An 18,963-nucleotide genomic window follows, 5' to 3' on the forward strand; every position below is an offset into this window, starting at 1 on the left:
CTGAAATGACGGGCACTCAGCGCTGGCTGGGTCTACGCGGCGGCCAGCCTTCGATCGGATCGGCGCTAAGCGCCCTGTACTTCGTAGTATTGCAGGGTGCGAATCATCGACCTACGCGAAGCGGATCCCGGAGTAACCTTCCAGGATCTGCTTCCCAGACCAAAAATTGACACAACTGCCGCAACCGAGGTTGTTCGTCCCCTCATGGAGGATGTGCGAATCCGCGGGGCAGAGGCGCTTTACGATCTTGATGAGAGGTTCGATGGCGTTCGGCCTCAGTCGCTTGCGGTTTCACCGCAGGCGCTTGCCCAGGCACTCGCTGACCTGGATCCCAAGGTGAGGCGTAGCCTGCAGGTCTCTATTGACAATGCCCGGCTTGCTCACAGTGCACAGATTCCCCTTCCCGCTGCCACAGAGGTAGTGCCGGGAGGAATGGTTTACCAGCGGTGGGTTCCACTTGGTCGTGTGGGCCTGTATGTACCCGGCGGTCTTGCGGTCTATCCGTCCTCGGTCGTTATGAACGTGGTGACCGCCCAGGTGGCAGGTGTGAAGTCGATGGTTGTCGCCACCCCTCCTCAGAAGGAGTTCGGGGGCCTGCCACACCCGACAATTCTGGCCGCATGCGCAATGCTTGGAGTGAAGGAAGTGATTGCGGTGGGTGGTGCCCAGGCAATCGCGGCAATGGCGTACGGATTCGAGGACGGGGACTATCGTTGCGCCCCGGTTGACAAGGTGACTGGCCCCGGGAACGTCTACGTGGCTGCCGCGAAGCGTGTCGTCCAGTCTGTTTGTGGCATCGATTCAGAAGCTGGCACAACAGAGATTGCGATTCTGGCGGACGAGGGCGCAAACCCGCTCTTCGTGTGTGCCGACCTGATCAGTCAGGCCGAGCATGACCCCGCTGCTGCTTCCGTCCTCGTCACCCCCAGCGGAACACTGGCGGACGAGATCGTCAGGCTCCTTCCGGGTCTGGTTCGGGAGGCCGCGGAGAGCGAACGAATCGCTACTGCTCTCGGTGGACCTCAGTCGGCAATCGTTCTGACAGGGTCTCTTGACGAGGCCGTTGAGGTTGTTGAGGCATATGCTCCGGAGCACCTGGAAATACAGACACGCAACGCCCTCGAACTCTCCGAGAAGATAACAACCGCAGGTGCGGTTTTCGTTGGTGACTACACGCCGGTCCCACTGGGTGACTACGTTGCGGGTTCTAACCATGTGCTTCCCACGGGCGGTACCGCGCGTTACTCGGCGGGGCTGAACGTGACACAGTACCTGCGGTCCATGCAGGTCGTCGACTACTCGAAGCGGGGGCTGCGGGCGGTTGCCCCGGCTCTCATTGAGCTCTCTCACGCCGAGGGGCTCTACGCGCACGGAGTGGCAGCGGAGGTCCGCTTTGAAGGTGAGCAGTTGCCTTCGGTTCTTGCGCAGGTCGATAGTAGCGGGGCACAGGACTTCGTGGCGCGGCTTCCGTTCCGCATCGAACTTGAGGGTGTGGAGCCGTACGGGGCACCCATGATCGATGTTCCTATCCGACTGAACGTCAATGAGAATCCATTCCCACCCAGCCCAGAAGTTATCGAGTCGATCGCCCGCGCGGTGGCGGACGCGGCCTCGAACCTGAACCGCTATGCGGACAGGGATGCCGTGGAGTTGCGGGAGGACCTAGCCGCGTATGTGAGCGCAGAATCGGGCGTGGCAGTGACTGCCGGTCAGGTGTGGGCAGCTAACGGGTCGAATGAGGTAATGATCCAGCTGTTGCAGGCCTTTGGCGGGCCGGGACGCAGCGCACTGGCGATGTGGCCGACCTACTCCATGTATGAAGAGTATGCCCGGGACACGTTCACCAACTGGGTGCTTGTGGGAGGTCCGGGTCCCGATCCACGGCAGTTGCCACACTTTGACAAGACCCAACTCATCGAGGCTATGCGGGCGCAGCGACCCGCCGTCGTCTTCATCCCCAGTCCGAACAACCCGACCGGTGAGGCCATTGGTAATGACGCGCTAGCGGAAGTGCTTGAGGCTTCCACGACCTCGGGACCCCGGGACACGAGGACTGGCCAACCCACATCTTCGATCATCATTGTGGATGAGGCATATGCGGAGTTTCGTGCTTCGGGCGTTCCTTCGGCACTCGAGTTGCTCGCAGAGCACCCCAACCTCGTTGTGACACGAACGATGTCCAAGGCCTTTGCGGCTGCCGGACTGCGGCTTGGCTACCTTGTGGCGGACCCGCGGATCGTCCACGAAGTACAGAAAGTGCGCTTGCCCTACCACCTCTCCCTGATCACACAGGCAGCGGCGCGGGCGGCCCTGCGTCACGCAGACAGCCAGATGCGGCAGATCGAGCTGATCCGTAGCGAACGCTCCGCACTCGCGAAGTGGCTTGAGGAGCAGGGCTTCGTGGTGTCGTCATCGTCCTCGAACTTCTTGCTGTTTGGGCCACTTCCAAACAGGCGCGACGTGTGGGAATCACTGGTTGCCGACGGTGTCCTCATCCGGGAAGTGGGACCCGACGGCTACCTGCGGGTTACAGTGGGAACCCAGGCAGAAAATGAAGCGTTCAAGGACGCTTTGAAGGAGGCGCTGTGACGACACAGGAGCGAGTTGCAACGGTGACGCGAAAGACCAGTGAGTCTGACGTGACTGTCACGATTAATCTCGACGGAAGTGGGGCGAACACGATCGATACCGGCGTGCCCTTCTACGATCACATGCTCACTGCGCTTTCCAAGCACTCCCTGATCGACATGCAGATCAAGGCAACTGGAGACGTTCAAATTGATGTGCATCATACGGTCGAGGACGTGGCGATAACCCTGGGCAAGGCTCTTGACAAGGCGCTCGGTGACAAACGGGGACTGCGCCGCTACGGAACTGGCTTCGCACCCCTGGACGAATCACTGGCGCGCGCGGTGGTCGACGTGGCTGGACGCCCCTACTGCGTGGTGACCGGCGAGCCTGACGGCCAGACCTATCACCTCATTGGCGGTCACTACACCGGAGCCATGACCCAGCACGTTTTTGAGTCGCTTGCATTCAATGCGGGTCTGTGCCTACACGTGACACTCCTGTATGGCCGCGACCCCCACCACATCGTTGAGGCACAGTTCAAGGCTCTCGCACTCGCCCTCAGAGAGGCTGTCGCCCTCGACCCCCGGGTAGTTGGGGTTCCTTCAACCAAGGGTGCTCTGTAGCTGAAATGACTGACGACATGAGTTTTGACGGAGATGACCTAGACGCAGAGTTCTTCAAAATGGTTGAGGACGTGACGCCCTCGACTCGCAGATTCTGCCGGGCATTAGTGATTTCGCCCATTGATTCGCCGGGCGCACTCAGGGCAGCACTGGACATGGTCGGTTCACCCGCTCCCGTGGTTTCGCTTGGAAGAGCCAGTGCCGTTTACCTGGAAGTGGAAGTGGAAGAGGAGGATCCGGATCAAGATGCGGAGCTGCTAGCTCTGCTCGCTGAGGAGCCCCCCTTGCCACCGGAAGTCGACCAGATGGGCAAACTTCTGTCCAAACTCAGCGCACACGGCAGCGTTGCTATCGCCTCATGGACGACTGAGGAGGACAGCGAAGCGGAGAGCGCACCGCCGGAAGTGAACGGTACCATCGCTGCGATGAGATACGTCAACGGTGAGGCGGAGGTGCCTCTCCCTTCCGGCCTCGTTCTGGCGGGACTGGATCTTGCCGCAGAAGAACTACTCCTGGGGCGAATCACCCCGGAACAGGTAGATGACTACAGGGAACCCGGTCCATGGACCGGCTGGCTCAAGGGCCGGGGAAAGCGATAGAACAATGAAGCTTACGCTCCTTCCAGCAATCGACGTTGTTGGCGGTAAGGCTGTGCGTTTGGTGCAAGGCGAGGCCGGGACCGAAACTGAGTACGGTCATCCCGTGGAAATTGCTCGTCAGTTCCGTGATGCGGGCGCAGAATGGATTCATCTGGTGGATCTTGATGCTGCATTTGGGCGTGGAAGCAACCAGGATCTGCTGGAGCAGGTAATTGATGCTACCGACCTTTTTGTGGAGCTCTCCGGTGGGATTCGCGGTGAAGAATCACTGGTGCGCGCCCTCGACATGGGAGCGACCCGGGTCAATCTGGGGACAGCTGCGCTTGAAAATCCGGACTGGACTGAGAGTGCCATTCGACGATTTGGTGACAGGGTCGCTGTGGGTCTTGACGTCCGTGGGGACACTTTGGCTGCGCGTGGATGGACGAAGGAGGGCGGGAATCTCTGGGAAACGTTGATGCGACTGAACGTGGCCGGATGCGCCCGCTATGTTTTGACCGACGTGGGTAGGGACGGGATGCTCAATGGGCCCAACATCGAGCTTCTTGAGAGGGTTGCGGGACGCACTGATGCCCCGATCGTTGCATCGGGTGGGGTTTCCTCACTTGAGGACATCGCGGCTCTGCGAACCCTGGTTCCCATTGGAGTTGATAGCGCCATCGTTGGGAAGGCGCTTTACGCGGGCAAGTTCACTCTGGAAGAGGCCCTGAAAGTTGCCGCGGGGCAGTGACAGTCGAACGGGTGAACGGACTCACGCAGGCGCAGCGCTTGAAGATGGCGCAACGCCTCAACCTGCATCATGACAGGTCCGACCGGGGACAACTGCTTCCACTGACGGCCATTGCCCTGGCTGAGCCGTCGGGGTCGGTCCGTCAGAAGGCTGGCAGGGCAGTGGCCCTTGCTGCCGCGCTGGTAAGTGAACGGCTTGTGGTACCAGTCCCCGTAGAAGTGCACCCAGACGATGCGGGGGAACATCGGCATCAGGGCTTGGATGTGGAAGATGAAATTCCCCTGCCGGTCGCAGCTGGGGCATTCGGCAATACGGTGTTGGCGTTCTCGTCTGCCGAGCAGCTGGCAGCGTGGGACCCCGTGGCAAGACCGATGACAATGAGTGCACAGCGAGTCGCCCTCTTCGCGACGCAGACCGCCGCGCCGCCGTCGATCGTGGTGGACGTGGCATCGTCCTCGCCCGTCACACTGCCGGTGGCTGCCGTCCATGCACTTGTTGGTGGTGACACGTGGCTGCCGCCGTGGGCGGACCCCGCGCTAGCCGCTGACTTAGTGGCGGCTGCGCAGACTCAGTGCTCAGACATTGTTGATGTGCGTGTGGCACCGACAGTCACCCCGGGTCAAGATGAGGCATGGGTGGGGGCATTGCAAATAGCAATCTTGTTCCGCGTGGATGTAGGTGCTGATTTCGCTACCCAGAGGCAATCCCTTGCTAATGCGCTTGCGGAGGTAGGTCGCCACCCGCGGCTTGTGGCCGCAGCTCCTGCCGTGGAGCTGGTTCCGAAGCCTGTGGCGGCTGCTTAGCTTGTTGAGAGCGGGCTGTGACTGGTTCCACCAGCGCAAACGTTCGTAGGTCTCGGCCTCAGGCAAAACCACTGGTAGAGTTGACGGCGACCGAAACGGCTAACCTGCAGAAGGTTTGCCGAACGTAAGTGGAGCTAATCCCACCTGGGGGCCCACCGCACAGCGTGAGTTGTGCGGCAGGATACGACAGCTAGAAACAGTTGTTTGGATCCGGAGGCGCCGGGTAATGCGGGCGTACTGCTGCGAGCAGAGGTGTGCCTGCTTGAGGGATAGCTCCGTGCGCGTTGATCGGCACGGAGTTTTTTGTTGGCTCAAGTAGGGCCAAACATTGGGAAGGAGAGGCGCCATCAGCGAACCTCGCATCAATGATCGGATTCGAGTTCCGGAAGTACGGCTTGTTGGCCCAGCGGGCGAACAGGTCGGCGTTGTGCGCGTTGAAGATGCGCTCAGGCTTGCTGAAGAGGCAGGCTTGGACCTAGTTGAGGTAGCGCCGGAGGCGCGCCCTCCCGTAGCCAAGTTGATGGACTACGGAAAATATAAGTATGAGGCCGGGCAGAAAGCACGCGATGCGCGCCGTAACCAGGCAAACACACAGCTCAAGGAGATTCGCTTCCGCATCAAGATTGATGACCATGATTTCGCCACAAAGACGGGTCATGTGAAGCGATTCCTCGAGGGTGGGGACAAAGTCAAAGTCATGATCATGTTCCGCGGTCGCGAACAGTCGCGTCCTGAAGCTGGCATTCGTTTGCTACAGCGTCTTGCGGACGAGGTCGCTGACATCAGCGTCGTCGAGTCGACTCCACGCCAGGACGGCCGCAACATGACAATGGTTCTTGCTCCGACCCGTAAGAAGGCCGATGCAATGGTTCAGCAGCGTGAACGCCGGGAGGCTGCACGTAGTGAACGCCGTGCGAAGCACGAAGTGCGTAGTCAGAGGGACCAGGTTCGCCAGTCCCGTTCGGACTTCTAACGAACTTGCACCCGTCCTCGTTCCTCTTGGGACGGGTGGCGCCGATTTGAAAAGGAAAGATAATGCCAAAGAACAAGACGCACTCCGGGGCGAAGAAGCGTTTCCGCACCACCGGTAGCGGCAAGATCATGCGTGAGCGTGCTGGTACCCGCCACCTCATGGAGCACAAGTCATCCCGCAAGACCCGTCGTTTGGCGAACGATGTTGAGATTGCGCGATCAGACAAGAAAGAGGTCCGTTCACTTCTGGGCAAGTGAACGTACGGGAACTGACTTTAGGAGAACACTTCAATGGCACGTGTAAAGCGTTCAGTAAACGCAAAGAAGAAGCGCCGCGACGTACTTGAGCAGGCCTCGGGCTACCGTGGTCAGCGCTCACGCCTGTACCGCAAGGCAAAGGAACAGGTCACTCACAGCCACGTTTACGCATACCGTGATCGTCGCAATAAGAAGCGCGATTTCCGTCGCCTGTGGATCCAACGCATCAACGCTGGCGCCCGCGCGGAAGGCTTGACATACAACCGCTTCATCCAGGGTCTCAACCTGGCTGGCATCGAGGTTGACCGCCGTATGCTTGCGGACATGGCCGTTAACGATCCGACATCGTTCTCAGCCTTGGTGAAGGCTGCAAAGGCAGCTTTGCCTGCCGATGTCAACGCGCCGAAGGCTGCGTGATTCACGTTTCTTAGAGCGTGATTTGCTCTTAGTAACACGGCAAAGAGCTCGCTTCACAGCGTGACTCTAAGAGTGAGGGTGTCCCTGCGGGGGCGCCCTCTTCTCCTTTTTGGAGGGCCGCTGGGCGGGGCACCCAGGCCTTACGGAGCCGGTAGCGCCTTACGGAGCCGGTAACGCCTTAGGGAGCGAGTTTGGCCCCATTTCCCCTTGAATCACACTGTTATGCAAGCCAAACTCGCTCCGTTACGCGTAACTCGCTCCGTTACGCGTAACCCGCTCCCTGATGGCGCAGGCAGCGCCGGTACCAACCTCAACAACAAGCCAACAACAACCCGCCGACTCCAAATAGCCTGGCAGCCCGCGCTGGCAGGCAGCCGCCCCGCCTCCAAGCGCGAAATGTATACGTTGGGGCGAAAAGTGGGTCGCGGGCATCGACCCCAAGCATGCATTTGATCCCAACGTAAACATTTCGCGGCGGGAGCGGTGGAGAAGGGGCGTGAGTGAGTGGCGTCGCAGCGGGAGCGGTGGAGAAGGGGCGCGGGCAGCGCCGTCGCGGGCGGGAGCGGCGGAGGGGGGCCTCGGCGGCACCCGCTTCAGCCAGCAGGTGGGCTGGCGCCGAGGGGACAGGTAGAGTTTCAACCATGACACAACCCCCGATGATCGATAACCCACGCTCCGACCGGATCAAGGCCGTAGCGTCGCTGACCGGCCGATCAGCACGACGGCGCTCCGGCCGCATCCTGGTCGAAGGGCCACAGGCGGTCCGCGAACTGGCATTGCACCGGCCAGAATCCATCATCGATATCTACATCACCGATCGGGTCGAGATGGCCGACCCCGCGCTTGCAAAGGCTGTGCGTGAGGCAACCCGGTGGGTTCATTCCGTTACCCCGGAGGTGGCCGCTGCGATAAGTCCTGACTGTCAGGGGATTGCGGCCGTCGCGGGCGCCGAGGCCCTCGAGCATGGAGCCGAGCAAATCTGGGAGAGGCTGGATCTTGACCTCGCGGCTCTCGAAGCCAAGAGCATCCCCGGCGCATCAGACGTTCCCGTGCCACCAGATGTCTCCGTGCCGTTTCTTGTCTGCCTGCCTGAGACGCAGGATCCGGGCAATGTTGGGACTGTGATTCGCTCAGCTGACGCGATGGGTGCGGCCGCAGTGATCCTTGGCTCGGGAACCGCAGATCCCGCAAACCCCAAGGTGATACGAGCCTCTGCGGGGTCGGTCTTCCATATTCCTCTGGTCCGTGTTCCCCTAGAAACCGTACGGGGCAATCTCCGCGCTGGCGACTGGGCCATGCTTGGGACCGCAGGACACGGAGCAGACGTGAGACTGGATGACATTGCCAAGGCCGCCCTAACCGGGCACGGTGACGCACTGACAGCGGTCCTTGCGCGGCCGCACGCCTGGGTCTTTGGCAATGAAGCGCGTGGCTTGGCTGCGGAAGACATCGCCCTGTGCGACCTGCTTGTCGAGATTCCCCTGGCCGGCCACGCAGAGTCACTCAATGCGGCTGCAGCAGCGGCCATGTGTTTATACATCTCCCACCTGGCAACGGCAAATCATTAGGACGAGGACGGTAGAACCGATGAGAGTAAGTGAACTTAGTGAGAGCCAACTGATCTCTCGTATCCTTCCGTACCTGCCTGAGGGGCCCCTCACGCTGCTTGGATCTGGTGACGATTGCGCGGTTGTGGGTGCGCCGGGAGCAAGGTTTGTCGTGACGACAGACGTTTTGGTCGAGGGCGAGCACTTCACCCGGGACTGGTCCACAGGTGCGGAAGTGGGGGCGAGGGCGGCTGCCCAAAACCTCGCGGATGTGGCGGCCATGGGAGCGAAGCCAACCTCGCTCGTGGTGTCGCTGGTCCTTCCCCCTGATTTGGAGGTCGCCTGGCTGGAAGACCTAGCTGGCGGCTTGGGAACAGAGGCGTATCGAGCCGGCGCCGGGGTAGTCGGGGGAGATCTGAGTAGGGGCCCCGTCCTCGTCATCTCTGTCACCGCTCACGGCACACTGGCTGGCGCGCCCATCACAAGGAGCGGAGCTTCGCCGGGGGATACCCTCGCCATTGTGGGAACACTTGGCAGGTCAGCGGCAGGATTGGCTGCGCTTGACTCCGGTGCGGTCGCGCCGTCACTTCACGGCGCCCAGGTCCCCACCCCGTTTCAAGAGCCGGTTGCCCTCTATCGCAGCCCCAAGCCGCCACTGGAGGCTGGCCCTCTCGCAGCGCAACGCGGCGCTACGGCAATGATGGATATTTCTGATGGCCTGGTGGTGGACGCAACTCGCCTGGCGGAAGCTTCCGGCGTCGCCCTCGACATCACTCGGTATGGACTGCACGACGACTTGGCGGCTCTAGAGAAGGTGGGCAACGCCCTCGGCGCTGACCCACAACAGTGGGTGCTGTACGGCGGTGAAGACCACAGTCTCCTTGTGGCGTTCCCACCTTACGTCCTCGTCACAGCACCTTTCCGTACAATCGGCACGGTTGGTGACTACGGGGAGGCGCGAAGAGGGGAGGGGCGCACGCGCGTCACACTCGACGGCACCTCACTGAGAGGCGGCTTTGACCACTTTGGTGGGGGAGCGAAGTAGCGGGTCTAGTTCCACTGGCTTAGTTTGCTAAGGAACCGCTGCAAACCGGCTGTCTTCGGGTTGGCGAAAGTTTCATTGCTTGGCCCGTGCTCGCAAATCACACCGTCGCTGAGGTAGGCAACCCTGTCGCAAGCCTTCCGCGCAAATCCCATTTCATGTGTGACGATGATGAACCGTGTCCCCTCCGTCTTCAGTCCATCGATCAGATCCAGGACCTCTGCGGTGTATTCGGGGTCGAGGGCGCTGGTGGGCTCGTCGAGCAACAGCATCTTCGGCTCGGGGGCCACGGCTCGAGCAATGGCAACCCGTTGGCGCTCACCACCAGAGAGCTGTGAGGGGTGCTTGCCCACTACGACATTGAGGCCAAACCTGTTGAGCAGCTCCTCGGCTCGCTCCCGCGCTTCGCCCTCGCCCACACCGTGGACGACCCGCAGGGGGAGGGCAACGTTCTCCAGGGCAGTCAGGTGGTCAAAAAGCCCGGCATGTTGAAAGACGAACCCGAGGCTAGCCCGATACGCGGGGAGGGTGCGCGCCTGGTAGTTGACGAGGGCGCCCTCGACCGCGACTTCCCCAGATGTGGGAACCTCCAGTCCACCAATAATGCGCAGCAGCGTCGACTTCCCACCGCCGGACGGTCCGATCAGTGCGAGGGTCGAGAAATGCTCGTCAAGATTGACCCCCCAGAGAACCTCTTGATCCCCAAACGACTTTTTCAGGTCCCGAAGCTCAATGCGCATAGTCAAACTTCCGCTCGAAGTGGGAGCTCACAAACATCAGAGGCAGAGTCAGACAAAGGTAGAGGCCGCCGAGGAAGATGTATCCGCCAAAGAAGTTGTAGTTGGTTGCGGTGATCTCGCGGATTGTCTGTGTCACCTCAATGATGGCGATGACTGACAGAAGGGACGAATCTTTGATGAGTGAGGCGAACTGGCCGGTCAGTGCGGGCAGTGTCCGCGCCACCATCTGTGGGATAACCACGTAGCGGAGTGTTTGGGGTTTAGTAAACCCGACCGCATCTGCGGCAAGTAGCTGGTCTTTGTCTAGGGACGAGGCCGAACCCCGGATGATCTCAGCAATATATGCTCCGGTGAAAATTGAGAGGATAAGGATTCCTGCAACAGTCTTGTTGTTGATTCCCCAGGCTGTTCCGATGATGTAGTAGAACAGGTAGATCTGCACCAGAAGTGGGGTGCCCCGAATGATCTTGACGTAGAAGTCAGCGGCATATCGCAGTGGCAGAACGCGTGATCGGGCGGCAACTGCAACAGGGATACCGATGATCATTGACAGCACGAGGGATGCGGCACAGATCTGCAGTGTCAGCACAAATCCGTCGAGGAGCCGATGTCTGTATTCGCCGACAAAGCCAAAATCGAGTTGTACTCCGGCGCCATAAAGTGAGAGCCAAAAGAGCCCAACAATAATGATGACAACGAAGAGGTAGTTGATGAGCGCCTTCAGTGGAGGCGTCCTCGTTCCCCGATCAGAAGTGAACCACCGCCTTAGTCCAGGGTGAAGAACCACGTGAAACCCAGATCGTCAAAGGCCTGCTTTTCATCGGCAAGGTACTTGTCTGTGATGCGGTCAAAACCGCCATCGGCAGAGTAGCTCGCGATGAACTCGTTGAGCTGTTCCCTTAGCTCGTCGTTGCCCTTGGCGACAGCAATTCCCCAGAACTCGGGGTCTTGGAAGGGGATGAACACGGCCGTTGTCGTATCCGGGTTCCGCTGCTGGTTGCGGTAGATCGTAAGTTGGTCGTAAAGGAAGGCATCGGCCTTCCCCTGGACGACCTCTGTCACCGCTGCGCTTTCGTCAGCGAGGCGAACGATCTGGGCTTCGGGAAGATTCTTCGTGGCAAAAACATCGCCGGTGGAGCCAGTTTTCACAGCAACGGTTTTGTCCGGCGCGTTCAGGTCGGCAATATCGGTGATGTCCGAGGCCGAGTTGGCAAGGATAGCCAGTTGTGCTCGTGCGTACGGATCGGTGAAGTCAACCGACTGCGCACGGTCCTCCGTGATCGTCATTGACGACATGACTGCGTCTGCCTTACCTGTTTGCAGCATGGGGATGAGGCCATCGAATGCGGTGTTTTCAATGGTGAGGTCGTAATCGTACTGCTCTGCAAAGTCGCGCATGAAGTCGGGTGCCACGCCCTCGGGTTCACCGGCCTGGTTCTTCGTCTCAAAGGGGGGATAGGCCAACTCCATGGCGACAACCAGGGGTTTTCCTCCGGAAGCAGGGCCGCTTTCAGAGCCACCCTTGGGCTCACCGGAGTTGGCGGAGCACCCTGCAAGCGCCAGGACTCCGGCAATGATGAATGTGACGGCGGATGGCAGCGCTTGGCGTCTCATGCGTTTTCCTCCCTGTAAACAGTGGCGTCGCCAGCTTACAGATGTGGGACGAGGGCGATGGTGAGCGCCCATGGGGACAACAAAAGATCCCCCGCCAAAAGGTGGGGGATCAGTGTCTGCTACGACTACGTGTCACGCTGCGCGCTGGACGCGATCGCTCTTGATGCAGGTGGTGCAAACGTTCATACGCTTCGTTTCCCCGTTCACCAGGGCGCGAACACGCTGGATGTTGGGGTTGAAACGGCGGTTCGTGCGCACGTGCGAGTGCGAGACCGACTTGCCGAACTGCGGAGCCTTTCCACAGATATCGCATACCGAGGCCACGGGGTCCTCCTCATTAGTTCCAAAAGTCTAAATCGCCATCTTGACTGATGACCATTCCGCCCCCACATCGGGCGGGTTAGACCGCGCGTCGAAGAAGCAACTAAGCAAGATTAGCCGAATCAGGGTTACATGGACAAACAACCGGGCCCAAAAAGCGCTGTAGAGTCGCCCACACTTGTCGCCTCGTCGAGTCCCAATCGGCGTATCCGGCCTCGAGAATCGATTATGTCGGAACCTAGTGTAAGACTTGGCTGAAGAAGATGGCAGCTTAGGAAGTGGGGAAATGGACGCGGTAGGTCTTGAGACACCGTTGACGCTCTGCGTCGGCAAAGCTGCGGTCAGGCGGTTGGCTGACGGCGGGCTGTCGACTGTGCGTGATCTTGTCTACTATTCGCCAAGGCGCTACTACTCCTGGGGACGGCTCACCAACATCCAGTGGCTCAAGGTTGGTGAAGAAGCAACGCTTCTGGTTCAGGTGGTGAACGCAAATCTGGTTTCGAACCGATCGGGACAGGGGGTACGTCTGATGGTTGACGTAACGGATGGAACCCAGCGCCTCACCTGCACCTTCTTCGCGAAGAACCGCTACATGCTTGCCCCCCACCAACGTCTCCTCAAGCCGGGTTCAACGGTGCTGGTATCGGGGAAGATCGGGGAGTTCCAAGGCAAGCTGCAGATGGTGCAGCCCGAATTTGAGGAGCTTGAGGATTCGTCGCCTGAGGCGGTTGCTAGGCGTGCAGGGCGTCCCATTCCCATTTACAAGGCGGTTGGCGGCCTCCCCTCGTGGAAAGTCAGTGCGCTGATCGGCACGGTTCTGGAGCGGCTTGATGACAGTCAGATCCCCGAGGTTATCCCGGATGAGGTGCGCGCCCGCTACAGTCTGATGTCCGCGCCAGCTGCACTGCGAAATATGCACCAACCTGAAGCCACAGTTGATTGGGAAACCGCAAAGCGAACCCTCGCTTGGGAAGAGGCTCTGGTTTTGCAGACCGCGCTCCTTTCAGGCCGCAGGGATGCCGCGGGGCACCTGGTGAGGAAGGCTCACCCATTGGCACCTCACGACGGTGGGGCAGGCAGTGTTGAGGCCCTGATCAATGGGCTCCCGTTCTCTCTCACAGAATCCCAGATTCAAGCGTGGGGACAGATCTCAGCAGACCTGGCCCTGCAAGTCCCGATGCAACGTTTGCTTCAAGCGGATGTAGGCGCTGGTAAAACCGTCATGGCCCTCTTGGCGATGGTTTCGGCTGTTGAGAATGGTTTCCAGGCCGCACTTCTTGCCCCAACAGAGGTGCTGGCTCGCCAGCATTATTCGTCCCTAGGTGATCTCCTGACCCGCGCGGGTCTTGATGTTCCACTGCATCTCCTGACCGGAAAACGCTCACAGGCGGAAAAGAATGAGGCTCTCTTGCGCCTAGCGGCGGGTGAAGCCGGGATCGTTGTCGGCACACACGCACTAATCCAAGAGGGGGTGGAAATCCCCCAGCTTGCGCTCCTGGTCGTTGACGAACAGCATCGTTTCGGGGTGGCACAGAGGGAGTACCTGCGGGAAGGTAGGGAATGGACCCCACACCTCCTAGTCATGACGGCTACCCCAATCCCTCGAACCATTGCCATGACTGTATTCGGGGATCTTGACGTCACTCTCATGAAGGGGATGCCTCCGGGCAGGCTGCCCGTAGAGACACATTTGGTCAGCAACACAAACGCCGCGTGGATGAAACGCATATGGAGCCGCGCAAAGGAGGAAGTTGAAAAAGGCGGCCGCGTGTATGTGGTCTGCCCCAGGATTGACGGGGGCGAAGCCAGCTCGGACCTCGGCCGTGACGGCCTTGGGGAGGAAGTCACCATCGAGGCTGAGGGCGACGACGTTCCCGGTGACGGCACCGTTGGCTCCGACGTGCCAGCCGCAGAAGTGGTGGCAGAAAACCTCCGGTCCATGCCTGAGCTAGACGGCATTCGTGTCGGACTTGCGCACGGACGCAGAAGCCCCGAAGAAAATGCGGCGGCCTTCTCACAGTTCGCTTCTGGTGAGGCACCGATTCTCGTCGCAACCACAGTGATAGAAGTGGGGGTTGATGTACCAGAGGCGACACTTATGATCGTCCTTGGAGCTCAACGGTTCGGTCTGTCCCAATTGCACCAACTTAGAGGCAGGGTGGGGCGATCAACGACCCAGAGTGTCTGCCTGCTCGTTCATAGCCCAACGCAATCACCGGTGACTGAAGAACGGCTTGACGCCATCGCAACAACGACAGACGGGTTCACGCTTGCGGAGATTGACCTGAGGTTGCGCAGTGAGGGGGATGTTCTGGGGCAATCGCAGTCGGGACGTTTCTCAGGGCTAAAGTTCCTCTCAGTACGCTCCGATGGCGCTACGATTGCCGCGGCGCGTGGGGTTGCGCGCAGCATCCTTGCGGATGACCCTGCGCTACTTGGCAGCAGTGCGCTGGCAAGCGCTGTCCAAGCCTCTCTCGGGACTGAGGCCGTGTGGCTGGAAAGGAACTAGGCGAATGACACGCATCATCGCCGGGGCCGCAAAGGGGCGCAGGCTCGAAATTCCCTCTCAGGGGACTCGACCGACCTCGGACAAGGTGAGAGGAGCTATTTTTTCTAGGCTTCTTGGGTGGGGCGCAGTTGAGGATGCACACGTTCTTGACCTATTTGCGGGTTCTGGCGCATTGGCTTTGGAAGCACTGTCCAGGGGCGCGGCAGACGCCGTAGCCGTGGAAAAGTCTCCTGCAGCCAGCGCAGTAGTTCGCAAGAACGCCCAGAGCTGCGGGGTCCAGGACGTGCTCACGGTAGCCACAAGTGACGTCACCGACTATCTGAAGCGTGCCCGGCCAACGCGGGAAGGACTCGACCTCGTTTTCATTGATCCCCCGTACAGTTGCACCGAACAGGAGGTAAGTGGGGTGCTTGAGGCTCTGCTTCCGCACCTCCACGTGGATGCCACGATTGTTTTGGAGCGGGATGGAAGATCGCCCGAGCCGACTATTCCCCCTGAACTTACGGTGCTCTCAGGCAAGCGCTGGGGTGATACCGCGGCGTGGTACCTGGGGTTGGCAGCAAGTGAAGCCTAGGATAACCCCATGGTGACGGCACTCTTTCCAGGCAGCTTCGACCCCGTGACAAACGGGCATTTGGACCTGATCACCAGAGCGGCCCAGATTTTTGATCACGTTGTTGTGGCCGTTGGCTTCAACATGGCGAAGCCGGGCTGGATGTCAGTTGCGCAGAGGGTGGAGCTGTTGCGGCGCACAGTGGAAGATCAGCTGGAGCTGGATAACGTTTCGGTCGGGCAGTTCGAGGGGTTGACGACAGACTACGCAGAGCACGTTGGTGCGACCGTCATTATCAAAGGAAGCCGCTCGTCCGCAGACTGGGAATGGGAATACACTCAGGCAGCGGTAAACCGCAAGCTTTCTGGCATCGACACGCTGATCTTGCCAGCAGACTCGCAGTGGGCAACCCTGTCCTCATCAATCGTCAGGGAGCTGGCCAGGTACGGTGCTCCTCTGGAGGGGCTGGTCCCACCTCTGGTGGCGGCCGCCATTGACGGCAGACACAGCGAATTGTCCCAGCAATCGAACGCTTCGACCCTAGACTTGGAAGAAGCGAAGGACCGTGAGGATGGAGCCGGGAAGCAGCGCCCGGTTTCGTGAGTGCACGCGAACAATAGAGAGTCTTGATACAGGAGCGCCGATGCCGCAACGATACGATTCAGAAGACCACGCCCCCCTTGATGTCACCCCCCCGGCAAATGATGATGCTGGGACGCTGGAAGATAGGGACATTTACGCGGAGGGCGGATCATACGGTCCGTCCACTGTTATCGCGGCACTCGACCAAATCCAAATTCTTGTTGAGTCTGCGCGCGCCGTGCCACTTTCCGCAAACATTGTCCTCAACAAAGCGGAGATCCTTGACCTAGTGAATCAGGCGCGCGAAGCGCTTCCAGATGACCTGGTTGTCGCTGACGCAGTTGTTGCGGATGCTGATGCCGTTCTTGGCAGGGCTGACGATGTCGCAGAGGCAGCGGTTGCCGAGGCATCTTTGAAGGCACGCACGCTCCTTGATGATGCGCGCAGTAAAGCCGATGCTCTCCTAGCTGAAGCAGTTGATGAGGCAGAACGCAAGGTTGGACGTGCCAATGAAGAGGCCGCAACGGTGAAGGCACGGGCAACGTCCGAGGTTGAAGCCTTGCTTGCTGACGCGCACGCGCAGGCCGACCGCTTGGTGTCTGCCGACCAAATTACGGAGATCTCGCAGCAGCGGGCCCGAGACCTGGTCATGCAGGCTAAGCGTGAAGCCGCGGGCCTTCGTCAAGGGGCCGAATCATACGTTGCAAACTCTCTTGAACAGACGTCAAGCCTGCTCAACGACCTTTTGCGCCGCACAGAGGCGGGGCTTCGCGCACTGTCAGATCGTGAAAGGGTTGACGAGGCGGCTAACATCAATCTCGACTGATCGGCCACCCTATCGGGTGCCGTAGAAGAGAAGAGTTGACATGACTGAGAAGACTGACTTGCGGCTTTCACTGCGGGACCAGCCGCGCCGCACCGGTTCCCGCACGGAGCGTGAGGTGACGTGGCAGGTGCCTGAAGGTTGGGGTACCCATGTGCTCACCTTGACCCCGGGCACGACACTGCCATTGACCGTTGCTGTAACAAGCGTCGACGAGGGCGTTTATGTCGAAATGCAAGGCAATGCCGAGCTTGCGGGGGAGTGTGTCCGTTGCCTCGATCCGACCACTGTGCCGGTTGAGATCAACGCTGGCGAACTTTACATGCAAACCGCTTCAAGCAACCGATCCCGAACTCGCAAGTCCGATGACCGCGAGGACGTTGAGGTTGAAGGAGACCAACTTGATCCTGACTACCTGATTGAGCAAGACAGTGTGGATCTTGAACCACTGTTGAGGGACGCCCTCTTCGGTGACGTAACTTTACAGCCTCTGTGCAGTGAGGATTGCGAGGGGATGTGCGAGCACTGTGGGATTCGCTGGCGCGATGCGGAACCAGGGCACTCACACGAGATTGTCGACCCACGTTTTGCGTCCCTCCAGTCGCTGCTTGATGTAGACAATGACTAAGGCATCGCCGTCTGGTGCGGCAAACCCCGATGCCGACGCGTTGGTGCATGCTTGGGGAGCCGCCATTGATCCCGAGCTGCTGATCCTGGCGCTTACCCATAGGTCTTTCGCCAATGAGGCCGGCCTAGCTGGCAATAATGAGCGGCTTGAGTTTCTTGGGGATTCGGTCTTGTCCATCATCACTACTGATGAGCTCTACCATCGTTTCCCGGACGTGCCAGAAAGCGACCTCGCACGGTTACGTTCTTCAGTTGTTTCACAGAAGCCTCTGGCTGAGTTGGCGCGAAGCATCGGACTCGGTGAATTCATCCTCCTGGGTGTTGGTGAGAACAAGACGGGCGGCCGCGACAAGGCCTCGATTCTTTCCGACACAGTGGAAGCCCTGATTGGGGCGACCTACCTTTCAAACGGACTTGAACCAACTCGTAAGGCGCTTCTCCAACACCTCACACCACTCATTGACAAGGCCGGAGAGCCGGAGGCTGTCGCTGACTGGAAGACTCCTTTGGCCCGACTTGTGCGGGATAGAAACCTCGGAGACATCGACTTTGTTGTCACCGGGAGTGGCCCCGACCATGATCGCTACTACACTGCTGACCTGCTGGTCGATGGCCGCAGTGTCGCCCAGGGGCAGGGTCGCTCCAAGAAGATTGCTGAGAATGTGGCTGCGCACGCTGGCCTTGAGGTCCTCACCAAGGATGTGCATGCCTGAACTGCCAGAGGTCGAAACGATCCGTCGCGGCATCGACCGTCATTTGCGTGGGCACCGAATTGTCTCTGTCGAGGGTGGTGGAGGACGTTTGGTCCGCAACAACCCTCAGGGAATGGTGGATCTTCACGCACACCTCACCAACTCACAGGTCACAGCGGTTGAGCGCCGTGGGAAATTCATGTGGATGGAGTTTGACGAGGCCGACTCCGCCCTCGTCATCCACCTTGGAATGTCGGGACACGTTCGTATTCTCGAGGGGTCTTCAGACGGGTTGGGGCGCCATGAGCACGTCCGTTTGACAATGGATGACGGTCAGAAGGTCTCATTTATTGACCCACGCATGTTTGGTCACCTGACGATTTCACGACTAGTTGAGGACGCGACAGGCCGCTTAGTTCCGGAAGTAGCACGGAGCATCGCTCCCGACCCTTTGGAGGACGCTCCTGTTGAACTGTGGACCACGCCAATGCTGCGGACTCGAAGGTTCATCAAGACTGTTCTGCTTGACCAGACTGTGATCTCTGGGATCGGCAACATCTATGCCGATGAAGCGCTCTTTAGAGCAGGTATCAATGGTTTGGTTCGTTCCGACACTATGTCGCCCGCAACTGCTACCAACGTTGTTGAGGCCGCCCGCGACGTAATGACAGAGGCGGTCGCAGTAGGGGGAACTTCCTTCGACGCGCTCTACCTGAATACTGACGGTGATCCGGGGTACTTTGCTCGATCGCTACAGGTATACGGGCGTGAGGCAGAGCCGTGCAAACGTTGTGGACATCCGGTTGAACGTCAGGTCATCAATGGGCGCTCTCACCATTTCTGCGCCGAATGTCAGAAGCTTCCGGACTAACCTGCGACTCCGGGGACCAACATCCCGGCCCCTGGGTAGTACGACTAGCTGTTCCCGGCACAGACGTGC

Annotated in this window: 21 protein-coding genes; 17 read left to right on the forward strand and 4 right to left on the reverse strand. The window is 59.6% G+C overall.

All coding sequences use genetic code 11. From position 1 onward, the window contains the following. Nucleotides 1-96 precede the first annotated feature (96 nt). The 10 genes from IDL90_RS11625 (at nucleotide 97) to IDL90_RS00385 (ending at nucleotide 9,565) form a co-directional block, all read left to right on the forward strand. Nucleotides 97-2,589, forward strand: coding sequence for a histidinol-phosphate transaminase (locus tag IDL90_RS11625; RefSeq protein ID WP_187993949.1), 2,493 nt, complete (start codon nucleotides 97-99; stop codon nucleotides 2,587-2,589). Continuing rightward, entirely contained in the window at nucleotides 2,586-3,194 is a 609-nt protein-coding gene (hisB, locus tag IDL90_RS00345; protein ID WP_187993950.1) for an imidazoleglycerol-phosphate dehydratase HisB, read from the forward strand. Before IDL90_RS11625 ends, hisB begins: the two co-directional genes overlap by 4 nt. Before the next feature lie 5 nt (nucleotides 3,195-3,199). Then, nucleotides 3,200-3,793 (forward strand): hypothetical protein, encoded by a 594-nt coding sequence (locus IDL90_RS00350; protein ID WP_187993951.1) that lies wholly within the window; start codon nucleotides 3,200-3,202, stop codon nucleotides 3,791-3,793. A 4-nt stretch (nucleotides 3,794-3,797) separates the two neighbouring features. Then, a complete protein-coding gene (priA, locus tag IDL90_RS00355; protein WP_187993952.1) occupies nucleotides 3,798-4,523 on the forward strand; it encodes a bifunctional 1-(5-phosphoribosyl)-5-((5-phosphoribosylamino)methylideneamino)imidazole-4-carboxamide isomerase/phosphoribosylanthranilate isomerase PriA in 726 nt (241 codons plus the stop codon). After that, the gene (locus IDL90_RS00360) at nucleotides 4,520-5,326 is read left to right on the forward strand and encodes an SseB family protein (protein ID WP_187993953.1); all 807 of its coding nucleotides are present in this window, start codon (nucleotides 4,520-4,522) and stop codon (nucleotides 5,324-5,326) included. Before priA ends, IDL90_RS00360 begins: the two co-directional genes overlap by 4 nt. A gap of 328 nt (nucleotides 5,327-5,654) precedes the next feature. Then, entirely contained in the window at nucleotides 5,655-6,299 is a 645-nt protein-coding gene (gene infC, locus IDL90_RS00365; RefSeq protein ID WP_182140990.1) for a translation initiation factor IF-3, read from the forward strand. A gap of 62 nt (nucleotides 6,300-6,361) precedes the next feature. Then, nucleotides 6,362-6,556, forward strand: a complete 195-nt coding sequence (gene rpmI / locus IDL90_RS00370; RefSeq protein WP_182140989.1) for a 50S ribosomal protein L35 — start codon at nucleotides 6,362-6,364, stop codon at nucleotides 6,554-6,556. 33 nt (nucleotides 6,557-6,589) lie between these two features. Beyond that, nucleotides 6,590-6,973: a 50S ribosomal protein L20 gene (gene rplT, locus IDL90_RS00375; protein ID WP_182140988.1), complete on the forward strand. Its 384-nt coding sequence runs from the start codon at nucleotides 6,590-6,592 to the stop codon at nucleotides 6,971-6,973. 641 nt (nucleotides 6,974-7,614) lie between these two features. Further along, nucleotides 7,615-8,541, forward strand: coding sequence for an RNA methyltransferase (locus tag IDL90_RS00380; RefSeq protein WP_187993954.1), 927 nt, complete (start codon nucleotides 7,615-7,617; stop codon nucleotides 8,539-8,541). 19 nt (nucleotides 8,542-8,560) lie between these two features. Continuing rightward, nucleotides 8,561-9,565 (forward strand): thiamine-phosphate kinase, encoded by a 1,005-nt coding sequence (locus IDL90_RS00385; protein WP_182140986.1) that lies wholly within the window; start codon nucleotides 8,561-8,563, stop codon nucleotides 9,563-9,565. A gap of 5 nt (nucleotides 9,566-9,570) precedes the next feature. Here the strand turns inward: IDL90_RS00385 and IDL90_RS00390 are convergent, their stop codons facing one another. The 4 genes from IDL90_RS00390 to rpmB all read right to left on the reverse strand — a co-directional run bounded on the left by IDL90_RS00390 (nucleotide 9,571) and on the right by rpmB (nucleotide 12,240). Next, complete coding sequence (locus tag IDL90_RS00390; RefSeq protein WP_182140985.1) at nucleotides 9,571-10,302, reverse strand: amino acid ABC transporter ATP-binding protein; 732 nt, start codon at nucleotides 10,300-10,302, stop codon at nucleotides 9,571-9,573. Continuing rightward, on the reverse strand, nucleotides 10,292-11,089 hold the full coding sequence (locus IDL90_RS00395) for an amino acid ABC transporter permease (protein ID WP_182140984.1): 798 nt from the start codon (nucleotides 11,087-11,089) through the stop codon (nucleotides 10,292-10,294). Before IDL90_RS00395 ends, IDL90_RS00390 begins: the two co-directional genes overlap by 11 nt. Further along, nucleotides 11,068-11,916 (reverse strand): transporter substrate-binding domain-containing protein, encoded by an 849-nt coding sequence (locus IDL90_RS00400; protein ID WP_182140983.1) that lies wholly within the window; start codon nucleotides 11,914-11,916, stop codon nucleotides 11,068-11,070. The genes IDL90_RS00395 and IDL90_RS00400 overlap by 22 nt, the downstream gene beginning before the upstream one ends. Before the next feature lie 132 nt (nucleotides 11,917-12,048). Beyond that, on the reverse strand, nucleotides 12,049-12,240 hold the full coding sequence (gene rpmB, locus IDL90_RS00405) for a 50S ribosomal protein L28 (protein WP_182140982.1): 192 nt from the start codon (nucleotides 12,238-12,240) through the stop codon (nucleotides 12,049-12,051). Nucleotides 12,241-12,487: 247 nt separating this feature from the next. Here rpmB and IDL90_RS00410 point away from each other — a divergent pair, with 247 nt between their 5' ends. From IDL90_RS00410 to mutM, 7 genes are read left to right on the forward strand one after another with little or no spacing between them, the layout of a single operon-like run. Beyond that, nucleotides 12,488-14,746, forward strand: coding sequence for an ATP-dependent DNA helicase RecG (locus IDL90_RS00410; RefSeq protein ID WP_262508932.1), 2,259 nt, complete (start codon nucleotides 12,488-12,490; stop codon nucleotides 14,744-14,746). Nucleotides 14,747-14,750: 4 nt separating this feature from the next. Beyond that, nucleotides 14,751-15,320 carry a 16S rRNA (guanine(966)-N(2))-methyltransferase RsmD gene (gene rsmD, locus IDL90_RS00415; RefSeq protein WP_182140980.1) on the forward strand — a complete coding sequence of 190 codons (570 nt, stop codon included), beginning with the start codon at nucleotides 14,751-14,753 and terminating at the stop codon, nucleotides 15,318-15,320. A gap of 9 nt (nucleotides 15,321-15,329) precedes the next feature. Then, nucleotides 15,330-15,902, forward strand: coding sequence for a pantetheine-phosphate adenylyltransferase (gene coaD / locus IDL90_RS00420; protein WP_182140979.1), 573 nt, complete (start codon nucleotides 15,330-15,332; stop codon nucleotides 15,900-15,902). A 40-nt stretch (nucleotides 15,903-15,942) separates the two neighbouring features. Continuing rightward, the gene (locus tag IDL90_RS00425; RefSeq protein WP_259349473.1) at nucleotides 15,943-16,707 is read left to right on the forward strand and encodes a hypothetical protein; all 765 of its coding nucleotides are present in this window, start codon (nucleotides 15,943-15,945) and stop codon (nucleotides 16,705-16,707) included. Between the two features lie 40 nt (nucleotides 16,708-16,747). After that, nucleotides 16,748-17,332, forward strand: a complete 585-nt coding sequence (locus IDL90_RS00430) for a DUF177 domain-containing protein (RefSeq protein WP_182140978.1) — start codon at nucleotides 16,748-16,750, stop codon at nucleotides 17,330-17,332. Continuing rightward, the gene (rnc, locus tag IDL90_RS00435; RefSeq protein WP_187993955.1) at nucleotides 17,325-18,044 is read left to right on the forward strand and encodes a ribonuclease III; all 720 of its coding nucleotides are present in this window, start codon (nucleotides 17,325-17,327) and stop codon (nucleotides 18,042-18,044) included. Before IDL90_RS00430 ends, rnc begins: the two co-directional genes overlap by 8 nt. Further along, the gene (gene mutM, locus IDL90_RS00440) at nucleotides 18,037-18,894 is read left to right on the forward strand and encodes a bifunctional DNA-formamidopyrimidine glycosylase/DNA-(apurinic or apyrimidinic site) lyase (RefSeq protein ID WP_187993956.1); all 858 of its coding nucleotides are present in this window, start codon (nucleotides 18,037-18,039) and stop codon (nucleotides 18,892-18,894) included. The genes rnc and mutM overlap by 8 nt, the downstream gene beginning before the upstream one ends. Nucleotides 18,895-18,963 lie beyond the last annotated feature (69 nt).

This window comes from Schaalia sp. JY-X159 (assembly GCF_014525425.1).
Classification (GTDB): domain Bacteria; phylum Actinomycetota; class Actinomycetes; order Actinomycetales; family Actinomycetaceae; genus Scrofimicrobium.

Bases quoted from the DNA above. Each gene is read 5' to 3' on its own strand.
- IDL90_RS00350 (WP_187993951.1), top strand. From the start codon at position 3,200: ATGACTGACGACATGAGTTTTGACGGAGATGACCTAGACGCAGAGTTC.
- priA (WP_187993952.1), top strand. From the start codon at position 3,798: ATGAAGCTTACGCTCCTTCCAGCAATCGACGTTGTTGGCGGTAAGGCT.
- rpmI (WP_182140989.1), top strand. From the start codon at position 6,362: ATGCCAAAGAACAAGACGCACTCCGGGGCGAAGAAGCGTTTCCGCACC.
- rplT (WP_182140988.1), top strand. From the start codon at position 6,590: ATGGCACGTGTAAAGCGTTCAGTAAACGCAAAGAAGAAGCGCCGCGAC.
- IDL90_RS00380 (WP_187993954.1), top strand. From the start codon at position 7,615: ATGACACAACCCCCGATGATCGATAACCCACGCTCCGACCGGATCAAG.
- IDL90_RS00385 (WP_182140986.1), top strand. From the start codon at position 8,561: ATGAGAGTAAGTGAACTTAGTGAGAGCCAACTGATCTCTCGTATCCTT.
- IDL90_RS00390 (WP_182140985.1), bottom strand. From the start codon at position 10,302: ATGCGCATTGAGCTTCGGGACCTGAAAAAGTCGTTTGGGGATCAAGAG.
- IDL90_RS00400 (WP_182140983.1), bottom strand. From the start codon at position 11,916: ATGAGACGCCAAGCGCTGCCATCCGCCGTCACATTCATCATTGCCGGA.
- rsmD (WP_182140980.1), top strand. From the start codon at position 14,751: ATGACACGCATCATCGCCGGGGCCGCAAAGGGGCGCAGGCTCGAAATT.
- coaD (WP_182140979.1), top strand. From the start codon at position 15,330: ATGGTGACGGCACTCTTTCCAGGCAGCTTCGACCCCGTGACAAACGGG.
- IDL90_RS00425 (WP_259349473.1), top strand. From the start codon at position 15,943: ATGCCGCAACGATACGATTCAGAAGACCACGCCCCCCTTGATGTCACC.
- IDL90_RS00430 (WP_182140978.1), top strand. From the start codon at position 16,748: ATGACTGAGAAGACTGACTTGCGGCTTTCACTGCGGGACCAGCCGCGC.
- rnc (WP_187993955.1), top strand. From the start codon at position 17,325: ATGACTAAGGCATCGCCGTCTGGTGCGGCAAACCCCGATGCCGACGCG.
- mutM (WP_187993956.1), top strand. From the start codon at position 18,037: ATGCCTGAACTGCCAGAGGTCGAAACGATCCGTCGCGGCATCGACCGT.